18 protein-coding genes are annotated in these 21,297 nt (G+C 40.0%); 15 read left to right on the top strand and 3 right to left on the bottom strand.

Annotated features, from left to right (window positions below; all coding sequences use genetic code 11):
- Window positions 1-114: 114 nt before the first annotated feature.
- The 13 genes from miaA to ACESQI_RS13850 all read left to right on the top strand — a co-directional run bounded on the left by miaA (window position 115) and on the right by ACESQI_RS13850 (window position 15,454).
- Window positions 115-1,035 carry a tRNA (adenosine(37)-N6)-dimethylallyltransferase MiaA gene (gene miaA / locus ACESQI_RS13910; RefSeq protein WP_234130775.1) on the top strand — a complete coding sequence of 307 codons (921 nt, stop codon included), beginning with the start codon at window positions 115-117 and terminating at the stop codon, window positions 1,033-1,035.
- A 172-nt stretch (window positions 1,036-1,207) separates the two neighbouring features.
- Window positions 1,208-2,137, top strand: a complete 930-nt coding sequence (locus ACESQI_RS13905) for a diacylglycerol kinase family protein (protein WP_195660646.1) — start codon at window positions 1,208-1,210, stop codon at window positions 2,135-2,137.
- 112 nt (window positions 2,138-2,249) lie between these two features.
- Window positions 2,250-3,053 carry a 3-deoxy-8-phosphooctulonate synthase gene (gene kdsA, locus ACESQI_RS13900; RefSeq protein WP_002559532.1) on the top strand — a complete coding sequence of 268 codons (804 nt, stop codon included), beginning with the start codon at window positions 2,250-2,252 and terminating at the stop codon, window positions 3,051-3,053.
- 199 nt (window positions 3,054-3,252) lie between these two features.
- A complete protein-coding gene (locus tag ACESQI_RS13895; RefSeq protein WP_373126361.1) occupies window positions 3,253-6,069 on the top strand; it encodes a M16 family metallopeptidase in 2,817 nt (938 codons plus the stop codon).
- The gene (locus ACESQI_RS13890) at window positions 6,066-7,553 is read left to right on the top strand and encodes a DUF5687 family protein (RefSeq protein WP_002559530.1); all 1,488 of its coding nucleotides are present in this window, start codon (window positions 6,066-6,068) and stop codon (window positions 7,551-7,553) included. The genes ACESQI_RS13895 and ACESQI_RS13890 overlap by 4 nt, the downstream gene beginning before the upstream one ends.
- Window positions 7,554-7,687: 134 nt before the next feature.
- Complete coding sequence (locus ACESQI_RS13885) at window positions 7,688-8,461, top strand: ABC transporter ATP-binding protein (protein ID WP_002559529.1); 774 nt, start codon at window positions 7,688-7,690, stop codon at window positions 8,459-8,461.
- A gap of 6 nt (window positions 8,462-8,467) precedes the next feature.
- The gene (locus ACESQI_RS13880; protein WP_007484321.1) at window positions 8,468-8,980 is read left to right on the top strand and encodes a C40 family peptidase; all 513 of its coding nucleotides are present in this window, start codon (window positions 8,468-8,470) and stop codon (window positions 8,978-8,980) included.
- A 15-nt stretch (window positions 8,981-8,995) separates the two neighbouring features.
- Window positions 8,996-9,886, top strand: coding sequence for a TraB/GumN family protein (locus ACESQI_RS13875; protein ID WP_195348473.1), 891 nt, complete (start codon window positions 8,996-8,998; stop codon window positions 9,884-9,886).
- 92 nt (window positions 9,887-9,978) lie between these two features.
- On the top strand, window positions 9,979-10,650 hold the full coding sequence (locus ACESQI_RS13870) for an HAD-IA family hydrolase (protein WP_025866482.1): 672 nt from the start codon (window positions 9,979-9,981) through the stop codon (window positions 10,648-10,650).
- A gap of 268 nt (window positions 10,651-10,918) precedes the next feature.
- Window positions 10,919-11,236 (top strand): 50S ribosomal protein L21, encoded by a 318-nt coding sequence (gene rplU / locus ACESQI_RS13865; protein ID WP_002559524.1) that lies wholly within the window; start codon window positions 10,919-10,921, stop codon window positions 11,234-11,236.
- Window positions 11,237-11,257: 21 nt separating this feature from the next.
- Window positions 11,258-11,527 (top strand): 50S ribosomal protein L27, encoded by a 270-nt coding sequence (gene rpmA / locus ACESQI_RS13860; RefSeq protein ID WP_002559523.1) that lies wholly within the window; start codon window positions 11,258-11,260, stop codon window positions 11,525-11,527.
- Window positions 11,528-11,753: 226 nt separating this feature from the next.
- Entirely contained in the window at window positions 11,754-13,028 is a 1,275-nt protein-coding gene (gene serS, locus ACESQI_RS13855; protein WP_002559522.1) for a serine--tRNA ligase, read from the top strand.
- Between the two features lie 137 nt (window positions 13,029-13,165).
- Entirely contained in the window at window positions 13,166-15,454 is a 2,289-nt protein-coding gene (locus ACESQI_RS13850) for a bifunctional dihydroorotate dehydrogenase B NAD binding subunit/NADPH-dependent glutamate synthase (protein ID WP_002559521.1), read from the top strand.
- 85 nt (window positions 15,455-15,539) lie between these two features.
- Here ACESQI_RS13850 and panD read toward each other — a convergent pair whose 3' ends face one another.
- Both panD and panC read right to left on the bottom strand, forming a co-directional pair.
- Window positions 15,540-15,893: an aspartate 1-decarboxylase gene (panD, locus tag ACESQI_RS13845; protein ID WP_002559520.1), complete on the bottom strand. Its 354-nt coding sequence runs from the start codon at window positions 15,891-15,893 to the stop codon at window positions 15,540-15,542.
- A 24-nt stretch (window positions 15,894-15,917) separates the two neighbouring features.
- On the bottom strand, window positions 15,918-16,766 hold the full coding sequence (gene panC, locus ACESQI_RS13840) for a pantoate--beta-alanine ligase (protein WP_002559519.1): 849 nt from the start codon (window positions 16,764-16,766) through the stop codon (window positions 15,918-15,920).
- A 246-nt stretch (window positions 16,767-17,012) separates the two neighbouring features.
- On the opposite strand from panC, the gene ACESQI_RS13835 reads away from it, so the two are divergent.
- Both ACESQI_RS13835 and ACESQI_RS13830 read left to right on the top strand, forming a co-directional pair.
- Entirely contained in the window at window positions 17,013-17,837 is an 825-nt protein-coding gene (locus tag ACESQI_RS13835) for a glycogen/starch synthase (protein ID WP_025866483.1), read from the top strand.
- 24 nt (window positions 17,838-17,861) lie between these two features.
- Entirely contained in the window at window positions 17,862-19,451 is a 1,590-nt protein-coding gene (locus ACESQI_RS13830; protein ID WP_234130773.1) for a DUF4270 domain-containing protein, read from the top strand.
- A gap of 436 nt (window positions 19,452-19,887) precedes the next feature.
- Here ACESQI_RS13830 and ACESQI_RS13825 read toward each other — a convergent pair whose 3' ends face one another.
- A complete protein-coding gene (locus tag ACESQI_RS13825; protein ID WP_373126360.1) occupies window positions 19,888-21,288 on the bottom strand; it encodes a glycoside hydrolase family 57 protein in 1,401 nt (466 codons plus the stop codon).
- Window positions 21,289-21,297 lie beyond the last annotated feature (9 nt).

Here is a 21,297-nt window from a genome sequence, read left to right as displayed (position 1 = left end):
TGTTCGGAAGGATATTTATAAGGTTTATAACAGGATTTTATCTCCTTCACTCTATTTTTTACAGCCTTTTTTCTATCTTTGCCGACATCTATATATCAATAAAAAGAACAAACTATGCCAGACTATGAATTAATTACCATTCTTGGTCCTACCGCTTCAGGAAAGACTCCATTTGCTACCGCACTGGCTGCAGAACTAAATACCGAAATTATTAGTGCAGACTCACGGCAAATATACCGGGGCATGGACCTGGGTACAGGTAAAGATCTTGCCGACTATACTATTAATGGTAGAGAAATACCTTATCACTTGATTGATATAGTGGAACCTGGTTATAAATACAATGTTTTTGAGTATCAGCGTGATTTCCTGAAAGCTTATGAGACTATTAAACAAAAAGGATGCCTGCCCGTTTTATGTGGAGGGACGGGCATGTACCTGGAGTCTGTATTGAAAGGATACCGGTTAATGCCGGTACCCGAGAACCCGGAATTGAGAACACGATTGGCAGATAAATCGTTGGAAACACTGACCGGAATTCTTCAACAATACAAGACATTGCACAATTCGACTGATGTAGATACAGTGAAACGTGCGATCCGGGCCATAGAAATAGAAGAGTATTATGCCACGCATCCAATAGCTGAACGAGAATTTCCACAACTCAATAGTCTGATCATCGGAGTAGATATTGACCGGGAATTACGTCGGGAAAAAATCAGCCGGCGATTGAGGCAACGTTTGAACGAGGGTATGGTAGACGAAGTAAAACAGTTACTTGCACAAGGGATCAAAGCAGAAGATTTGATTTATTACGGACTGGAATACAAATATCTGACACTATACGCCATTGGGAAACTTACTTACGAAGAAATGTTCACCCAACTGGAAACCGCCATCCATCAATTTGCCAAACGGCAAATGACTTGGTTTAGGGGAATGGAAAGAAGAGGATTCACCATTCACTGGGTGGATGCAACGTTGCCTACAGAAGAAAAGATAGCTTTTGTAAAGCAAAAGCTCAAAGGTATTTAGTATCTTTGGCAACAGAAAAAAACAGATACTTTAACCACATACTATCTTTGCAAGAAAGTATATAAATCAAGTCAAAGAAAAGGATAAAGTACGAGAACTATTCCATTAAAAGACCTCTAAGCAGGAAGTTTTTTAATCAGAAAAGATGATTTTTAAATAATAGATCAGAGAGATGAGCGTAGAACCAGGAAAATGGGGCGTAATATACAATCCCAAAGCCGGAACACGGAAGGTGCAAAAACGATGGAAAGAAATCAAAGAGTACATGGACCAGAAAGGTGTGTCATACGACTATGTACAGTCCGAAGGTTTCGGTTCAGTAGAACGACTTGCCGGAATTCTGGCAAATAATGGCTATACTACCATTGTAGTAGTAGGCGGTGATGGTGCTCTGAACGACGCAATCAATGGTATAATGCTTTCCAACGCTATTCATAAAGAAAGTATCGCTATCGGCATCATACCCAATGGTATAGGAAATGACTTTGCCCGATACTGGGATATCGGCATGGACTACAAACAGGCAGTAGACTGGATTATCAATAACCGCCGGAGAAAAATTGATGTAGGATATTGTAATTTCTACGATGGCGAACAACACCAACGCCGTTACTTTCTCAATGCCATAAACATCGGCTTTGGTGCACGTATCGTGAAAGTGACCGACGGAACCAAACGTTTTTGGGGAGGAGTCAAATTTCTCTCATACCTGGCGGCCTTCTTCCTGTTATTTTTTGAACGAAACCTGTACAGAATGCATCTCCGCATCAATGACGAACACATCCGGGGGCGTATTATGACCGTATGTGTGGGTAGTGCCTATGGTTACGGGCAAACTCCAAGCGCTGTGCCTTACAATGGATGGCTGGATGTTTCGGTTATCTACCGTCCGGAGCTCTTGCAGACCATGTCCGGGCTATGGATGCTGATTCAGGGACGAATACTAAATCATAAAGTAGTAAAAAGTTACCGAACAAAGAAGGTAAAAGTACTCCGTGCAAAGAATGCCGCCGTTGATCTGGATGGACGAATCTTACCCAAGCACTTTCCACTGGAAATAGGTATCCTACCGGAAAAGATAACTCTGATTATACCCAATTAATAATGATTCAATGTGCCGATATGCCAATGTGCCAATTGGCTGCGCTATCGGAGAAACAGGACGCATAACAATTGGCATATGACCGTATTGGCAAATTAACTAATTATTTATTATGATAGAACAATTAAAGAACAATCCCTCCGGCAACTTTTTCCTGCTTGCCGGTCCTTGTGTAATAGAGGGTGAAGATATGGCAATGCGTATTGCTGAAAAAGTAGTCAATATCACTGAAACTCTAAAAATCCCATATGTATTTAAAGGCTCGTATCGTAAAGCCAACCGTTCACGTCTGGATTCATTTATGGGAATAGGCGACGAAAAAGCATTGAAGATATTAAAGAAAGTACATGATACATTCGGAGTACCCACCGTTACAGATATTCACTCGGCTGAGGAAGCAGCAATGGCTGCTGAATATGCGGATGTACTCCAAATCCCTGCATTTCTTTGTAGACAAACAGATATTCTGGTTGCAGCTGCTAAAACAGGAAAAGTGGTAAACATAAAGAAAGGGCAGTTTCTTTCTCCGATGGCAATGCAATTTGCAGCAGCTAAAGTTATAGAAGCCGGTAACAAAGAGGTAATGCTGACTGAACGTGGAACAACTTTCGGTTATCAGGATCTCGTAGTTGACTATCGTGGCATTCCGGAAATGCAAACGTTCGGTTTCCCCGTAATCCTGGATGTGACCCATTCTTTACAACAACCCAACCAAACCAGTGGAGTCACAGGTGGAATGCCCCAATTGATAGAAACCGTCGCTAAAGCCGGAATTGCAGTTGGTGCAGATGGACTCTTCATAGAAACCCATGAGAATCCGGCAATAGCCAAAAGTGACGGTGCCAATATGCTGAAACTGGACTTACTTGAAGGTTTACTAACGAAACTGGTAAGAATCAGAGAAGCGATAAAATAGTGATAAGTGGATTAGTGATAAGTGATAAGTAAGTTAGTGAATTAGTGATTAATGATTAGTGATAAGTACTTTGCAGAGTGATAGCGCAAGCCAGCTAATCACTTATCACTTATCATTAATCACTAATTCACTACTTTTTGTGATTTATCTTTCCCTCCTCCGACAAATAGTACAAAACATTTATTAAAACTCATTAGATATGAAACATTTATTTCGTGGTTTATTTGTTGCAGCAGTTATTATATGCTGCAGCTTTCAGCAGGCATTTGCTCAATTGCCTCCTATCCCTGTCGACCCGAACGTACGCATCGGCCAACTCGATAACGGACTTACGTATTACATCCGTAAAAATGTACTTCCGGAAAATCGTGCCGATTTCTATATCGCTCAGAAAGTCGGTTCTATCCAGGAAGAAGAAAATCAACGCGGTTTGGCGCACTTCCTTGAACACATGTGCTTCAATGGAACCACTCACTTTCCCGGTGATGCATTGAAACAATATCTGGAACGTATCGGTGTGAAGTTTGGTGAAAATCTAAATGCTTACACTTCTGTAGACGAAACGGTTTATAATATTTCAAATGTCCCGGTTACTGTTCCGGGCGCCATTGATTCCTGTCTATTGATTCTACATGACTGGTCTAATGATTTAACCCTGGATCCAAAAGAAATTGACAAGGAACGTGGCGTAATCAATGAAGAGTGGCGTACGCGTATGAGTGCCATGCAGCGTATGCAGGAAAAAATGCTTCCACAAATGTTTGCCGGAACTAAATATGCAACTTGTTTCCCAATTGGTACAATGGACGTAGTTATGAACTTCAAGTATCAGACTTTAAGAGATTACTACGAAAAATGGTATCGCCCCGACTTGCAAGGTATCGTTGTAGTTGGTGATATCGATGTAGATACAATTGAAGCTAAAATCAAAACAATGTTTGCCGATGTTCCTGCACAACCTGAAGCAGCCGAACGTGTTTACTATCCGGTAAATGATAACAAAGAACCTATTATAATCATCGAGCAGGATAAAGAACAGCCCCATATCCAGGCACTTATCTTCAACAAACACGATGCAACCCCGGATGATCAGAAGAACAACATGGGATACATGGTACAAAACTATGCCACCAATCTCATCAGCAGCATGTTGAACGCCCGTTTGAACGAACTTACGCAAACTGCTAACCCTCCTTTTATTTATGCCGGAACTTTTGAAGGTGAATTCTTTGTTGCCAAAACCAAAAGCGCTTTCACTGGTGTAGTTGTCTGTAAAGAAGGATCGGTAGAAGACGGAATTGCTAATTTGTTACGCGAAATGGAACGTGCACGCCAATTTGGTTTCACAGAGACAGAGTATGGCCGTGCCCGCGCAGAATACCTGCGCCAATTGGAATCTGCATACAACGAACGTGATAAACGTAAAAACGAAACATATGTGAACGAATATGTTCGTAACTTCCTCGACAAAGAACCGATTCCAGGTATTGAAAATGAATATGCTATCATCAACCAGATAGCTCCGAACATTCCTGTAGCAGCATTGAACCAAATGATGCAAGCTTTGGTTACAGACAGTAACCAGGTAGTAGCTATTTTCGGTCCCGAAAAAGAAGGACTCAAATTACCGACAAAAGATGCCGTTCTCAAAATGCTTAACGACGCTAAAACAGAGAAATTAACGGCTTATGTTGACAAAGTATCCGATGAACCATTAATGGCCGAAAAACCTCAGGGTGGTAAGATTGTTTCTGAAAAGGAAAATCCTCTTTTCGGTACTACTGAACTTACTTTATCCAATGGTGTAAAAGTTATCTTAAAAAAGACAGACTTTAAAGCTGACGAAATACGTATGAAAGGTGTCAGTCTGGGTGGTAGTTCATTATTCCCCGACTCTGAGATTATTAATATCAAATCATTGGACGCTATCAGTGCCGGTGGTTTAGGTAATTTCAGTGCTGTAGACCTTGAAAAAGTATTGGCAGGTAAGAAGGCATCGGTAAGTTACAGCATTGGTGACAAAACAGAAGGTGTAAATGGTAGCTGTTCTCCGAAAGACCTTGAAACGATGTTGCAGCTTACTTATCTGACATTCACTGCTCCACGCAGAGACGACGATGCATTTGCGTCTTACAAGAATCGCAGCAAAGCGTCCTTGCAGAACCAGGAATTAAATCCGTCTGTTGCATTCGGTGATTCTATCCAGGCTACTGTATATAACCACCATCCGAGAGCTATCCGTATGAAAGCTGACATGATAGATCAAATTGATTACGACAAACTCATGGAGATGTACAAAGACCGCTATAAAGATGCAAGTGATTTCACTTTTATCCTTGTTGGTAATATAGACATCGAAAAAGATAAAGAACTGATCGCCGAGTATTTAGGAGCTCTTCCTGCTATTAACCGCAAAGAGACGTTCAAAGATACCAAAATGGAAATGCGTAAGGGAACTTACAAAAATGAATTCATCAGACAACAGGAAACTCCCAAAGCTTCTGTCCTTGTACTGTATAATGGCAAATGTAAATATGATCAGAAGAATAACCTGCTTATGAGTATGACCAGTCAGATTCTTGATCTGATATATACAGAGAAAGTTCGTGAAGACGAAGGTGGTACTTACGGTGTATATGTAGGTGGTAACCTTGCCAAATATCCCAAAGAAAATGCTTTCTTGCAAATTATTTTCGAGACAGCGCCCGAAAAGAAAGACAAATTGATGGAGATCATTTTCGCCGAAGCTGCAAATCTAGCTAAAAACGGACCGTCGGAAGCTAACCTCAATAAAGTAAAAGAGTATATGCTGAAAAAGCATAAAGAAGATTTGAAAGAGAACAGCTATTGGTTGGGAAATATCGACGAATATCTCTTCACTGGAGTAGATATGATGAAAGACTATGAGAACATGGTTAACAGTATCACAACAAAAGATATTCAGAAGTTTGCCGACGAACTGTTGAAGCAGAAAAATGAAGTAGAAGTCACCATGGTTAGCCCAGAGAAGAAATGATGCTTTTTAACGAATTGCGCAAACACGGTAAGCTGGCTGCCAAACGCCATCCGATGTATGATAAAAACCGGTTTGGGAAATACGCCATGTATGCCATGGCGGTTTTCTGGGCAGGATATCTTATGTTTTTCGGAACAACGTTTGCTTTCGCTTTCGACACGAATAGCATGGAACCTTACCATATACTAAACAGTGGTCTGGTATTTATCCTTGCACTTGACTTCATATTGCGCTTTCCGCTGCAAAAAACACCGACACAGGAGGTAAAACCTTACCTCCTGATGCCGGTACAGCGAAATAGAGTAATAGACTTCCTGCTCATCCGTTCAGGGCTGAGCAGTTATAACCTCATCTGGCTCTTTATGTTTGTGCCGTTTGCCATCATTACAATTCCGAAATTCTTCGGAATTTGGGGAGTCTTTACTTATTGCACAGGTATTTGGTTACTAATGATTTTCAACAATTATTGGTTTCTGCTATGTCGTACACTAATTAGTGAACGTATCTGGTGGATTATGCTTCCCCTGTTAGTATATGGTGGTATTGCGGCTGCAATCCTTATTCCTGAAGACAAAAGTATAGTTGCCAAATTCTTTATCAATTGGGGTGAAGGCTATATTGAGGGTAACTGGTTAGTTTTCATCGCCACTCTGGCAGCCATTGCCGCGATGTGGTTTATCAACCGAAAACTAATGGCAGGATTGATATACGCTGAACTCAATAAAGTGGAAGACACAAAAATAAATGCTTCGGAATATAAGTTTTTCGAAAAATACGGAGAGGTAGGTGAATATATGCGCTTAGAATTGAAAATGTTATTACGCAATAAGGCTTGTAAAAACTCACTCCGCATGGTAATTCTGGTCGTAATTGCTTTCAGTTTATTACTCAGCTTTACGGAGGTATATGACGGAACTGGTATGAAGAACTTCATTACCGTTTACAACTTTGCAATCTTCGGTATCCTCTTTCTTCTGCAAATAATGAGTTATGAAGGCAATTATATTGACGGACTTATGAGTCGCAAAGAGTCTATCTATACCCTGCTTCGTGCAAAATATATGTTGTATAGTATCGGAATCCTTATCCCACTTATTCTGACTATACCAGCAATGGTAATGGGTAAAATCAGTGTACTGACTTCTATCTCATGGGCAGTATTCACAATAGGTTTCATCTATTTCTGCCTGTTCCAGATGGCTGTTTACAATGTCAAAACAATGCCATTGAATGCCAAAATCACCGGCCGCCAGAATGCGGGTACAGGACTGCAAAGTTTAATTAGCGCTGCCACTTTCGGTATACCCCTGTTACTCTATGCATTGTTGAAAATAGGTCTGGGAGAAACAGCTACTTCATGGGTATTGCTTGTCATCGGATTAGGATTTGTACTCACTTCACGCATTTGGCTAAAAAATGTGTACAACCGATTCATGAAACGCCGCTACAAAAACATGGAAGGATTCAGAGACAGTAGAGAATAAAAATAGTGATTAGCGTTTTAGCGATAAATGATTAGCAGACTGCACTATCATACCGCATGGTACTAATCACTTATCACTAATCACTAAACACCAGAAACTTATTACTTATCACTAAAAACTAATCACTAAAAGGCATGATTACCATAAATAAACTGCAAAAGAATTTCGGTGAAAAGAAAGCCGTAGATATTGAGAATTATATCATCAACCAAGGTGAAATGCTTGGTCTGGTGGGAAATAACGGAGCTGGAAAAACAACTCTATTCCGGTTAATACTGGATTTGCTCAAAACAGATGCAGGTAATGTTACTATTAACGATATAGACGTAAGTAAAAGTGAAGAATGGAAAAAATTCACGGGTGCTTTTATTGATGATGGCTTTTTGATAGATTATCTTACCCCAGAAGAGTATTTCTACTTCATTGGTAAAATGTACGGTCTAAAGAAAGAAGAAGTAGACGAACGCCTGACACAGTTTGAACGTTTTATGAACGGCGAAGTAGTAGGACAAAAGAAGTTTATTCGTAACTTCTCTGCCGGAAATAAACAAAAGATCGGTATTATTTCAGCAATGTTACACTACCCGCAGCTGCTGATACTGGACGAACCATTCAACTTCCTTGATCCGAGTTCACAATCTGTTATTAAACATTTGCTGAAGAAATACAACGAAGAGCATAATGCCACAGTCATCATTTCCAGTCACAATCTGAATCATACGGTGGATGTGTGTCCACGTATTGCACTACTTGAGCATGGAGTTATCATTCGTGATATTCAAAACGAAAACAATTCAGCAGAAAAAGAACTGGAAGATTACTTCAATGTTAATGTAGACGATTTTATTCAAGAGAAAGAAGTAGCCAATCCTGAAACGGAAGAAACAACTACCCGAACAGAAGAATAAAAGCAGATGAAGAAACACTTTATATATACATGTGCAGTGTTAGGATTGATATTAAGTCTTAGTTCCTGCCGTTCGGTTGCTCCACGACTGGACTATAAGGCACTCGCCAGAGCTTCCGTTCGTCTGGGAATGGACATCAATCTGGAAGATAATCACAAACTTTACCTTGAAGCCTCCGAATGGATAGGTACTCCCTATCGTGCCGGTGGAGACAATAAACGAGGAACTGATTGCTCCGGATTGACATGCCAGCTATATAAAAAAGTGTATCACACAAAATTACCTCGTAGTACAGATACTCAAAAGAAAGAAAGTAACAAGATAACCAAACGTAATCTACGTGAAGGTGATTTAGTATTCTTCACCAGTAGCCGTTCTGGAAAACGGGTAGCGCACGTAGGTATTTATCTAAAGAATGGCAAGTTCATTCATGCCAGTACCAGCCAAGGGGTTATCATCAGTCATCTGAATGAACCGTATTATACAAAACACTGGATATCCGGTGGCAGAGTTCGCTAATCAAAAATAATAAATATGAAGAAGATTTTAGGAAGCCTTTTCATTTTATGTTTCGCATTCAGTGCGAACGCACAATTATTGTGGAAAATATCTGGTAACGGACTAACGCAACCCTCCTATGTTATGGGAACACATCACCTTGCTGCACTCAGCATAAAAGATAGTATCCAGGGATTGCAGGCAGCACTTGATAATACAAAACAAGTATATGGTGAATTGAAAATGAGTGAAATGCAAAGTCCCACCAAGGTAGCCGAAATGATGAAGAAGTATATGACCACCGAAACAGATACTACTTTCAAATCACTATTTACAGAGGAAGAATACGAACAAATCAATAAATTTGCAAAAGAGAATCTGATGTTTGACATAGCCATGATGCCTAAAGTTAAACCAGCCTTTCTCAGTAATAATCTGGTAGTGATTCTCTATATGAAGCACGTAGGTGGCTATAATCCACAGGAACAACTGGACACTTACTTTCAGACACAAGCCACCGAAAAAGGGAAAAAAACAAACGGACTTGAAACTATTGAATTCCAAATGAATTTGCTATATAACCAAACATCCCTGAAACGTCAAGCCGAACAATTACTCTGCATGTTGAATAATGTGGAACCAACCATTGATCAAACCCAAAGACTAACTGCCACCTATATGACACAGGATTTAGACGCAATGAGTAAAATTGCAGATGAATCGTTAGGAGGTCCACAATGTGAAATGACTCCACAAGAAAAAGCAACGCTGATTGATGACCGTAATAAAAAATGGGCGAAACAATTACCTGCCATTATGAAAGAAGCTCCGACATTTATTGCCGTCGGTGCTTTACACTTACCGGGAGAAAATGGAATATTGAACCTGTTAAAGCAACAGGGATATACTGTAGATCCAGTTAAATAGAAACCTGATAATCAATAGAAAGTGTACACTTTCACCTTACCGAGTGTACACTTTTAAACTAATCTTTCTACCTTTACCCCAAAATGGGACAAATGAGCTACACTACCTACTTATTCGACTTTGATTATACATTGGCAGATTCATCCTGCGGCATTATTCTTTGCTTCAGAAATGTACTTCAGCGACATAACTATACAAACGTTACGGATGATGCTATCAAACGTACGATTGGTAAAACTCTTGAAGAGTCATTTAGCATACTCACCGGAATTATGGATACCGAACAATTGGCTGCGCTTAGAAAAGAGTATTCCAAAGAGTCAGACCAATATATGAATATCAATACTCATCTCTTTGACGACACCCTTCCTACCCTACTCAAACTAAAAGAAGAAGGGAATCGCCTCGGAATTATTTCCACCAAATATCGTTTCCGCATTCAAGACTTTATGAGAAAGCAGCTCCCTGAAGAATGGTTCAATATCATTGTCGGAGGCGAAGACGTAAGTCATCCCAAACCTAACCCCGAAGGATTATTGTTTGCCATGAAAAAGCTGAATGTCACACCGGAAAAAACAATGTACATAGGAGACAGTACCGTTGACGCTGAAACAGCCCAGGCAGCAGGCGTCAGTTTCACAGGGATAACAAGTGGAGTAACCCGGTCTGAAGAGCTGGCTCAATATCCACATGTGAAAATAATCAGTAATCTCCGTGAACTAACAGATTTGCCGAAAACACTTTTTCTCCTCCGGAATACATGACAGATAGCTTCATGACCTGAAACATGCGTTGTGTGTTTACCATCATCTTATTAGCTATACTTGTACTGTAATTAACATAAAGTTTTCTCATTGACAGTAATAGACGGTGAGCTAATAGAGATTGCATAGAAATTAAAGAAAGAAAAATTTGCCCGATAAGAATTATTTCTGTACTTTTGTGCCCGATTATTCCGCACCGGGTTCGACAAAGTGTTCCTTAAGTGATTAAAGACCACCCGACGGAGCTAACTTATACATTTAATATAAGATGTACGCAATTGTAGAAATTAACGGTCAGCAGTTCAAAGCAGAAGCTGGCAAAAAACTGTTTGTACACCACATCCAAAATGCAGAAAACGGTGCAACAGTAGAATTCGACAAGGTTCTTTTGGTAGACAAAGACGGAAACATTACTGTAGGTGTTCCTACTGTAGAAGGTGCAAAAGTTGTTTGCCAGGTTGTTTCAAATTTGGTAAAAGGTGATAAAGTACTTGTTTTCCACAAGAAAAGAAGAAAAGGTCACAGAAAACTGAATGGTCATCGCCAACAGTTCACAGAGTTAACAATCACAGAAGTAGTAGCTTAATCAATTTAAAAGTAAGAAGAAATGGCACATAAAAAAGGTGTCGGTAGTTCTAAGAACGGCCGCGAATCACACAGCAAAAGATTAGGCGTTAAGATATTTGGTGGCGAAGCTTGCAAAGCAGGTAATATCATCATTCGTCAAAGAGGTACTGAATTCCACCCGGGTGAAAACATCGGTATGGGTAAGGACCACACTCTTTTCGCTTTAGTAGACGGAACTGTTAGCTTCAAAGTAACCAGAGAAGATAGAAGATATGTATCTATCATCCCTGCCGAAAAGACAGAAGCATAAAGTTTACAATTAAGAAATAAAGAAGGAGATGCAATTCAGGTAATTGTATCTCCTTTCTTTTTTATGCACTCAAAGGGATAGCATCTCTGTATTTTTATTAATCTTTGCAGAAAAGCAAAAATAAGCTGCACCTTGGCATAAAAAATGAACGAGTTCATTTTATTTTGCTCTCGGTTTGCATTATCTTTGTGCACTCAAAGATAAATGTTCATAAAAAAGTATCGATATGCTTACTATTAAACAAATTACAGAAAATACCGACGCGGTAATTCGCGGTTTGGAAAAGAAGCACTTTAAAGATGCCACTGCAACTATTGCCAAGGTGATTGAAGTGAACGACAAGAGACGTAATACACAGAATGAATTAGATAAGAATCTGGCAGAAGTTAACTCATTGTCGAGAACTATCGGTCAGTTAATGAAAGAAGGAAAAAAAGAAGAAGCAGAGACTGCCCGTATCCGTGTTGCCGAACTGAAAGAAGGCAATAAAGCATTAGATACTGCTATGACAGATGCTGCAACAGAACTTCAGAATCTGTTGTATACGATTCCAAATGTGCCCTATGATGAAGTTCCCGAAGGTGTAGGAGCCGAAGATAATGTAGTGGAAAAAATAGGCGGTATGGAGACTGAGCTTCCCAAAGATGCTCTTCCTCATTGGGAACTGGCAAAAAAATATGACCTCATCGATTTCGATCTCGGTGTAAAAATCACCGGAGCTGGCTTCCCTGTTTATAAAGGTAAAGGTGCACAACTGCAACGTGCTCTCATCAATTTCTTCCTGGACGAAGCACGTAAGTCTGGCTATATGGAAATCATGCCTCCGACAGTAGTAAATGCAGCTTCCGGATATGGAACAGGACAGCTTCCGGATAAAGAAGGTCAGATGTATCATTGCGAAGTAGACGATCTTTATCTTATACCAACAGCAGAAGTGCCGGTAACCAACATTTATCGTGATGTCATTTTGGATGAGAAACAGCTCCCTATTATGAACTGTGCTTATACACAATGCTTCCGTCGTGAAGCCGGTTCTTACGGTAAAGATGTTCGCGGGCTGAATCGTTTACATGAATTTTCTAAAGTAGAACTGGTACGCATCGACAAGCCGGAACATTCCAGACAATCGCATCAGGAAATGCTGAATCACGTAGAAGGTCTGTTACAGAAATTAGAACTTCCTTATCGTATTCTCCGCCTTTGTGGTGGTGACATGAGTTTCACAGCCGCTCTTTGCTTTGACTTCGAAGTATATTCAGAAGCACAAAAGCGCTGGTTGGAGGTTAGCTCCGTTTCCAACTTCGATACTTACCAGGCAAATCGTTTGAAATGTCGTTATCGCAGTGGAGAAAAGAAAACAGAGCTTTGCCACACCTTGAATGGTTCGGCTCTGGCATTACCTCGTATCGTCGCTGCATTGCTCGAAAACAACCAGACACCGGAAGGAATCAAAATACCAAAAGCATTGGTTCCATACTGCGGATTTGAAATGATCGATTAAAAAGAATTAGTATAGATAAAAAGGAAGCTGCCCCAAAAAGGCGGCTTTTCTTTTATTATTTCCCAAATAAGCTGTATCTTTGCCAAAATATCATTCTGATAGCAGTTACGTAGTAATTCCAACAAATTAATTAGATAATGAACAAAATCATTAGCAAAGAACATTTTTCTGAGAAAGTGTTTAAACTGGAGATAGAAGCTCCTCTGATAGCAAAATCACGTAAAGCAGGACATTTTGTCATTGTTCGTGTAGGCGAAAAAGGAGAACGTATGCCGTTAACCATCGCAGGCGCTGACGTAAAGAAAGGTACCATCACGCTGGTTGTACAGGAAGTAGGTCTCTCTTCTACCCGCCTTTGCGAACTGAAAGAAGGTGATTACATTACCGATGTTGTAGGTCCGCTGGGACAAGCTACACACATCGAGAACTTCGGAACTGTAGTTTGTGCCGGTGGTGGTGTAGGTGTCGCTCCTATGCTTCCTATCGTACAGGCTTTAAAAGCAGCTGGGAACCGTGTGATTACTGTCCTTGCAGGACGTAGCAAAGAACTCATTATCCTTGAAAAGGAGATGCGCGAAAGCTCAGATGAAGTTATCATTATGACAGATGACGGTTCTTACGGACGCAAAGGACTCGTGACAGAGGGTGTAGAGGAAGTAATCAAGCGCGAAAAAGTAAACAAATGTTTCGCTATCGGTCCTGCCATTATGATGAAATTCGTTTGTCTGCTGACCAAAAAATATGAAATCCCGACAGATGTATCATTAAATACCATTATGGTAGATGGTACCGGTATGTGTGGTGCCTGCCGTATCACCATCGGCGGAAAGACTAAATTCGTATGCGTAGATGGTCCGGAATTTGATGGACACCAGGTAGACTTCGACGAAATGCTAAAACGCATGGGCGCTTTCAAAAGCGTAGAACGAGAAGAGATGCACAAACTTGAAACACATTGTGAAGCTACCAAAACAGTAGATGAAAACAGCCGTAACGCTGTTTGGCGTGAAGAACTACGCAAAAGTATAAAAGCCAAAGAACGCTCTAACATTGAACGTTGCAAAATGAACGAGCTTGATGCCGAATATCGTTCGCACAGTCGTAAAGAGGAAGTAAATCAGGGACTGACCAAAGAACAAGCTGTCATGGAAGCCAAACGCTGTTTGGATTGTGCTAATCCAGGCTGCATGGGTGGCTGTCCGGTTGGAATCGATATTCCCCGTTTCATTAAAAACATTGAACGTGGTGAATTCCTGGAAGCAGCCAAAACGCTGAAAGAAACCAGTGCATTGCCTGCTGTATGTGGTCGTGTGTGTCCTCAGGAGAAACAGTGTGAATCAAAATGTATTCATCTGAAAATGGGTAAAGAAGCAGTTGCCATCGGCCACCTCGAACGTTTTGCTGCTGACTACGAACGGGAAAGCGGACAAATCTCTGTCCCTGAAATAGCAGAAAAGAATGGCGTCAAAGTAGCTGTAATCGGTTCCGGCCCTGCGGGCCTTTCTTTTGCAGGTGATATGGCAAAGTACGGATACGACGTTACTGTATTTGAAGCATTGCACGAGATAGGAGGCGTATTGAAATATGGTATCCCCGAATTTCGTCTGCCTAATAAAATTGTGGATGTTGAAATTGATAATCTATCCCAAATGGGGGTGACATTTATCAAAGACTGTATTGTTGGTAAAACGATCAGTGTAGAACAATTGGAAGAAGAAGGCTTCAAAGGTATCTTCGTGGCTTCCGGTGCAGGATTACCAAACTTCATGAATATCCCCGGAGAGAACTCGATCAACATTATGTCATCCAATGAATACCTGACTCGTGTTAATCTAATGGACGCTGCCAGTCCTGATTCTGACACCCCGGTTGCTTTTGGTAAAAATGTGGCTGTCATTGGTGGTGGCAACACTGCTATGGATTCTGTTCGTACAGCAAAGCGCCTCGGTGCTGAACGCGCCATGATTATCTATCGCCGTTCAGAAGAAGAAATGCCTGCCCGTCTGGAAGAAGTTAAGCATGCCAAAGAAGAAGGAGTAGAATTCCTTACCCTGCACAATCCGATTGAATATATAGCCGACGAACAGGGACGCGTAAAACAGGTAATCCTACAAAAAATGGAACTCGGAGAACCGGATGCCTCTGGTCGCCGTAGTCCGATAGCCATTCCCGGTGCAACAGAAACAATTGATATCGACTTAGCTATTGTCAGTGTTGGGGTATCACCTAATCCGATTGTACCCAGTTCTATCAAAGGGCTGGAAGTAGGTCGCAGAGGTACAATTACTGTAAATGATAATATGCAATCGTCTATCCCTACGATCTATGCCGGTGGTGATATCGTACGTGGTGGTGCTACAGTAATCCTCGCCATGGGTGATGGGCGCAAAGCAGCAGCAGCTATGAATGAACAACTGAAAAAATAAAATCAGATCGAATAAGAACAAAGAAACGCCGCTTACACAATAGCAAGCGGCGTTTCTTTATATATATCAAGAGTTATACTCTCTTTTATTTCACTACACTATTCGTTACCGGATCCGGAAAAATCACTGTTGGTTTAAACGATTTAGCTTCTTCAAAATCCATTAATGCATACGACATGATAATCACAATATCATCCGGTTGCACTTTCCGCGCTGCAGCACCGTTCAGGCAAATTTTACCCGAACCACGTTCACCTTTGATAATGTAGGTTTCAAAACGCTCACCGTTATTATTGTCAGCGATATACACCTTCTCACCAGCAATCATGTTAGCCGCATCCAACAAGTCTTCATCAATCGTAATGCTACCCATGTAATTCAGATTTGCTTCTGTGACACGTGCACAATGAATCTTCGACTTTAGCACTTCAATCATCATAGGGATTTGGTCTTTTTTTTAGGTTTAAACTTCTTTGTATTTAATATTATCGATCAGCCTCACTTCTCCGCAAAAAACAGTTATACAACCTACTACATACGAAGTATCATTCCAATCTCCAACTTTTTGCAAAGTGTTTCCATCTACTATTTCAAAATACTCCAGGCGAAGTCCCGGTGCAGCAGCAATAGCATCTTCCACCATCTTTTGCGTCTCACTCACCGAATGAGTGGTTGCAAAGGTACGACTTTTAAATAAAGTCCGAGAAATATTTAAAGCATTTTCACGTTCCTCTGCCGATAAACGGGCATTACGGCTACTTAATGCCAGCCCATCTTCTTCACGAACGATGGGGCAACCTACTATTTCAAGATCGAACTTCATTTGACGTACCATTTCACGAATGATAGCCAATTGCTGAAAATCCTTTTCACCAAAATAAGCACAATGCGGCTTCACAATATCAAACAGCTTACTCACAATCTGACACACACCATTGAAGTGTCCCGGACGAAAAGCCCCTTCCATCACTGTATCCAATGGCGCATAACTAAACCGGCGTGTATCCGGTTCCGGATATATTTCTTCTACCGAAGGAGCAAATACGAAAGTTACTCCACAAGATTCTAATAATTTACAATCAGCATCCAGTGTACGTGGATATTTCACTAAATCATTCTTATCATTAAACTGAGTTGGGTTTACAAAAACACTCACTACCGTTACATCATTCTCATTTACACTACGCTTCACAAGTGATGCGTGCCCTGCATGCAAAGCACCCATAGTAGGTACCAGACCCACTTTTTTCCCTTGGGCTTTCAGTTCCGACAATTCAGTCTGTAAGTCCTTGATCGTATGTATTATTTTCATTTTAATTGGTTTATTATTCTATCTTGTTTAAAAAACTGTGCAAAATAAACCATTATTTACCATATAAAGAAGAAATATCGCAAATTAATGCAAAAGGAAGAGAAGCAACCGGAACGGGCAAGCGGCAAACAACGACTGATAATCAACAACTTAACAATTCATAAGGAATTATACCGCGCAATAGCTTGCTTTAATGCCCTTTTTTTTTTATATCTTTGCAGAATATTTACGAGAAGGATTGTTATTATGACAAAGGCGAATAAGGTTTTATTTATTACACAAGAGATTACTCCTTACGTTTCAGAATCTGAAATGGCTAATATAGGTAGAAACCTGCCTCAGGCTATTCAGGAAAAAGGCAGAGAGATCAGAACATTTATGCCCAAATGGGGAAATATCAACGAACGTAGAAATCAACTGCATGAAGTGATACGTCTTTCCGGTATGAATCTGATCATTGATGATACCGACCATCCATTGATTATTAAAGTTGCTTCCATACAATCGGCACGTATGCAGGTGTACTTCATTGATAATGATGATTATTTCCAGAATAGAATGCAAACGGCTGATGAGAATGGAGTAGAATACGATGATAACGACAGTCGAGCCATCTTTTATGCCAGAGGCGTATTGGAAACTGTAAAAAAACTACGCTGGACTCCAGATGTTATTCATTGTCATGGTTGGATGACTGCATTGGCTCCATTGTATATCAAGAAAGCATATAAAGACGAACCGTCCTTCCGGGATGCCAAAGTAATATTCTCTGTATACGAGGATGATTTCAAAAACACTCTTAGCAATGACTTTGCAACCAAACTCATGTTGAAGGGCATTAATAAGAAAGATGTAGCTACACTAAAAGAACCTGCAGACTACGCTGCATTGTGTAAACTCGCAGTTGATTATTCCGACGGAGTGATACAAAACAGTGAACATATCAACGAAGACATCATGGATTATGCCCGTCAATCCGGAAAATTGGTACTCGATTATCAGACTCCGGACGTTTACGCAAGTGCTTGCAACGAGTTTTACGACAAGGTGTGGGAAGCTGAACAAAAATAAAATTAGAATCAAGATACGACGATCATGAAAGTAAAATATCTATGGGTAGCCCTATTATCTCTCACCTTTTGGGGATGTGACGATAATACCGGTACATTGGGATTAGGAATGTTTCCGGGTGGTGACCAGACTATTAACGGAAAACTGGCAACATTTGAAGTAGCAACCGAGTCTAAGCTTGCCGAACAGGTTTTCGCTAAAACAAGTACTGGTTATTTAGGGAAATTTACAGATCAGGAATTTGGTTATTACGAAGCCGGATTTCTAACACAGCTACATTGTACTGACAACTTTAGTTTCCCGGCAGTATACAACCCGGAAAACCCGGATGATCCGGATGCAATCATGGTCGAAGACAAAACTTATCGTACGGAATTAACGTTAGCTTACAGGACTTATTTTGGTGATTCGCTGACAGCTTCCCGCTTGAGCGTTTATAGATTAGACAAGAACTTAGCTGCAGACAAAGAGGCTGCATACTATACCGACATTAACCCGGAAGATTTTTATCCTAAAAATGATGCTAATTTTTTATTGGGACGAAAGGCGTATACAGCTGTAGATAGATCTGTAAAAGATTCTATTAGAAATCTAAGTGGATATATTCCTTCTGTAACCGTTACTTTACCTTATGAATTAGGACAAGAAATTTATAAAGCAAGCAGAGAAGCAGAAAAAGGAGGCAAAAATTTCGCAAATATATTCAGAGACCTGTTCAAAGGTATCTATGTTAAAAACGATTATGGAGACGGTACTATTCTTTATATTGACCAGATAGAAATGCATGTCATATACCATTGCTATGCAAAAGATGAAGATAGTGGTTTAAATTTGAAGAAGTACAATAGTGAAGAAGACTCCACCTATTATAGTTACCGAACATTTGCTGCAACCAAAGAAATCATTCAAGCCAATTCTTTCAGAAGTGATAAAGATAAGATCAAGGAGAAAGTAAAAGAGACGGGTTGTACATATCTTAAAACTCCAGCGGGTATTTACACCCAGGCTACATTACCGTTACTAAACAACAATAACGATAGCCAAAAGGGTATTCTGGATTCATTGCGTAATGATACACTAAATGTAGTTAGATTAACTTTTACTAATTACAATCAAACCAATGATAAGAATAAGTTCAGCATGGGTGCTCCCAGTTATGTTTTATTGGTGCGTGAAAAAGAAAAGGATGATTTCTTTAAAAAGAATAAAGTCAATGATGACATTACAACCTATATTGCTCAACATAATGCCATTAATACGAATCAATATGTTTTCCCCAATATAGCAAGATTGATTAATACATGTCGTGCAGAAAGAGATGCAGCAGTCATAGCACTTGCAAACGACGGGAAGATAGAGGGTATTTTGGACGTTGATACAGGAACACCTGTTACCTCTATCGAAGCATGGGAGAAAGCTACACAATGGAATAAAGTAGCTCTCGTTCCGGTAACTATCACAAGAGATCAAAATACCAGTACCGCGTTGGGTAGCATTATCAGTGTACTCAATGATTTACAACCTGGATACACCAAGCTGAAAGGTGGATCAGAAGGAGATCGCTTATCAATGGAAGTTATTTATACTTCCTTCGACGATAAAGATAAAAAATAACAGAGATAACATACCATTAATGTAAAAGGTGTCCGGATAAATTCCGAGACACCTTTTTTATTTTGTATTTTGGTTCATCTGCCAAATACATAACTCGTTAATATTGTTAATGCTATTTTTAACGTTTCAGATTTACTTTGCAAGAAGGTACACTCTTGACCAAGTTTAAACAGAAAGTTTATACTTACTATAAATCAGTCAATTACATAAAAACAAGCCATTCATATTCTACCTTACCTACCTTCTTGAACAAATGGTATAATTACTTTTTCGACAACTACACATTTGTCGGATAAACCTTTATTTTTATGCAGTTCAAGAGTTCACAACTACTAAAAACATATTCTTCCCTCCACAAAGCTCTATAAAAAAATTGCCTCTCAGAGCTGTTTACAACTTTGAGAGGCAAATAAGAAAATATTCCAATTCTAAATGATTATTCTTTCTTCTTTGCAGCTACTTTCTTTACTGCTGTCTTTTTAGGAGTAGCCTTCACCACCTTTTCTTCGGCCACTTTGGACTTAGCTGCCACTTTAGGTGCTTTGGCTTTTTCAGCTTTTGCGTGCAACTTATCCAATTCTTTATGCAGTTCTGCAATTTCCTCACCTTGATTATGAATGGTAGTGAGCAAAGAATTCAACTCCTCGTCGTCAATATCTTCCGGGTACAATGAATTTACTCTCTTAATAAAGTCGCCCAAAATATTCATATAGTTAGTGAATGCATCATACGGAGAATCATATATACCACGATTCAAATAAATACCCGTATTCTTTGTAGTCATGAAACGGAAGTTATTACTTGCTTGCAAATAATCCCAGTCCTGTTTTATACGACGATCATCGCACATGTGTACACGCTCGGCTACACTATATAACTTATTAAAAGCTTCACGCTGCATGACGTTACCCAGCCAGCTACTCGTATCTCTTTCCTCATCCACCCATGAGATAGGATACGGGACATCCAATTGAGAAACAGATTTCAGTTTAGTAACAATTTCCGTTGGAGTAGAAAATGTGATCCCTTTCTCTTTTGCACAAGCCGGAAGCGCTTTAAGGAATTCCAATACATTAGAAGAAAGCGGCTGAGCCATACCTAAAGCGCTCAACTCCATGAAAATATTAATTACCTGTTCTTCCTGCGGTAAAGTATCAATCCAACTAATATACTTATCGGCAAACAACGGATATTCGCTCCAGTCAGAGTTGGAAAAGCGCAAACTAATATCATCTGACAACTTATAATCTCTCAACAATAACTTCAGGCTGGGAGCTTGATTACAATGATATACGTAATGGGGACTCTTCCAACCCAAAATATATTTAGCTCCTTCCGTCAGCATGCCTTTAAATCCCATTGCAGCCACCTGTGCGCCAATTTCATCAGAGTATATCAAACTGGAGTTACGAAATACTTTCGGTGCCTTACCAAACATTTGTTTGATTTTTCCGCTCATACGCATCACCTCTTCTTTAAAGCAATCCTCATTGGCCAACGATGACAAACCGTGTGAATAAGGCTCTGCCAAAAACTCGCAACAACCAGTATCATTGAGCTGATGCAATAAATCAACTACAGCTGGCGCATGAATTTCAAGCTGCTCAAGCGCAACCCCCGAGATAGACAATGCCACCTTAAATGCTCCATTGGAATTCTTCGCCATCTCAATCAATGTACTCAGAGCCGGAATATAAGAGCGTTCGGCAACTTCATTCATACCATTCTCATTGGCATAATCATCATAATAGTAATGATCGGCACCTATATCGAAGAAACGATAACGTTTCAGATGAATAATTTGATGTATCTCAAAATAAAGACAGATTGTTCTCATATCTATATT

The sequence above is a fragment of the Bacteroides sp. HPS0048 genome (assembly GCF_964240755.1).
GTDB lineage: Bacteria > Bacteroidota > Bacteroidia > Bacteroidales > Bacteroidaceae > Bacteroides > Bacteroides nordii.
This window is presented reverse-complemented; position numbering and strand designations above follow the sequence as displayed.

Bases quoted from the DNA above. Each gene is read 5' to 3' on its own strand.
- ACESQI_RS13830 (WP_234130773.1), top strand. From the start codon at position 17,862: ATGAAAGTAAAATATCTATGGGTAGCCCTATTATCTCTCACCTTTTGG.
- ACESQI_RS13895 (WP_373126361.1), top strand. From the start codon at position 3,253: ATGAAACATTTATTTCGTGGTTTATTTGTTGCAGCAGTTATTATATGC.
- ACESQI_RS13825 (WP_373126360.1), bottom strand. From the start codon at position 21,288: ATGAGAACAATCTGTCTTTATTTTGAGATACATCAAATTATTCATCTG.
- ACESQI_RS13880 (WP_007484321.1), top strand. From the start codon at position 8,468: ATGAAGAAACACTTTATATATACATGTGCAGTGTTAGGATTGATATTA.
- ACESQI_RS13890 (WP_002559530.1), top strand. From the start codon at position 6,066: ATGATGCTTTTTAACGAATTGCGCAAACACGGTAAGCTGGCTGCCAAA.
- rplU (WP_002559524.1), top strand. From the start codon at position 10,919: ATGTACGCAATTGTAGAAATTAACGGTCAGCAGTTCAAAGCAGAAGCT.
- ACESQI_RS13835 (WP_025866483.1), top strand. From the start codon at position 17,013: ATGACAAAGGCGAATAAGGTTTTATTTATTACACAAGAGATTACTCCT.
- ACESQI_RS13870 (WP_025866482.1), top strand. From the start codon at position 9,979: ATGAGCTACACTACCTACTTATTCGACTTTGATTATACATTGGCAGAT.
- rpmA (WP_002559523.1), top strand. From the start codon at position 11,258: ATGGCACATAAAAAAGGTGTCGGTAGTTCTAAGAACGGCCGCGAATCA.
- panC (WP_002559519.1), bottom strand. From the start codon at position 16,766: ATGAAAATAATACATACGATCAAGGACTTACAGACTGAATTGTCGGAA.
- ACESQI_RS13875 (WP_195348473.1), top strand. From the start codon at position 8,996: ATGAAGAAGATTTTAGGAAGCCTTTTCATTTTATGTTTCGCATTCAGT.
- ACESQI_RS13850 (WP_002559521.1), top strand. From the start codon at position 13,166: ATGAACAAAATCATTAGCAAAGAACATTTTTCTGAGAAAGTGTTTAAA.
- miaA (WP_234130775.1), top strand. From the start codon at position 115: ATGCCAGACTATGAATTAATTACCATTCTTGGTCCTACCGCTTCAGGA.
- serS (WP_002559522.1), top strand. From the start codon at position 11,754: ATGCTTACTATTAAACAAATTACAGAAAATACCGACGCGGTAATTCGC.
- panD (WP_002559520.1), bottom strand. From the start codon at position 15,893: ATGATGATTGAAGTGCTAAAGTCGAAGATTCATTGTGCACGTGTCACA.
- ACESQI_RS13885 (WP_002559529.1), top strand. From the start codon at position 7,688: ATGATTACCATAAATAAACTGCAAAAGAATTTCGGTGAAAAGAAAGCC.
- kdsA (WP_002559532.1), top strand. From the start codon at position 2,250: ATGATAGAACAATTAAAGAACAATCCCTCCGGCAACTTTTTCCTGCTT.
- ACESQI_RS13905 (WP_195660646.1), top strand. From the start codon at position 1,208: ATGAGCGTAGAACCAGGAAAATGGGGCGTAATATACAATCCCAAAGCC.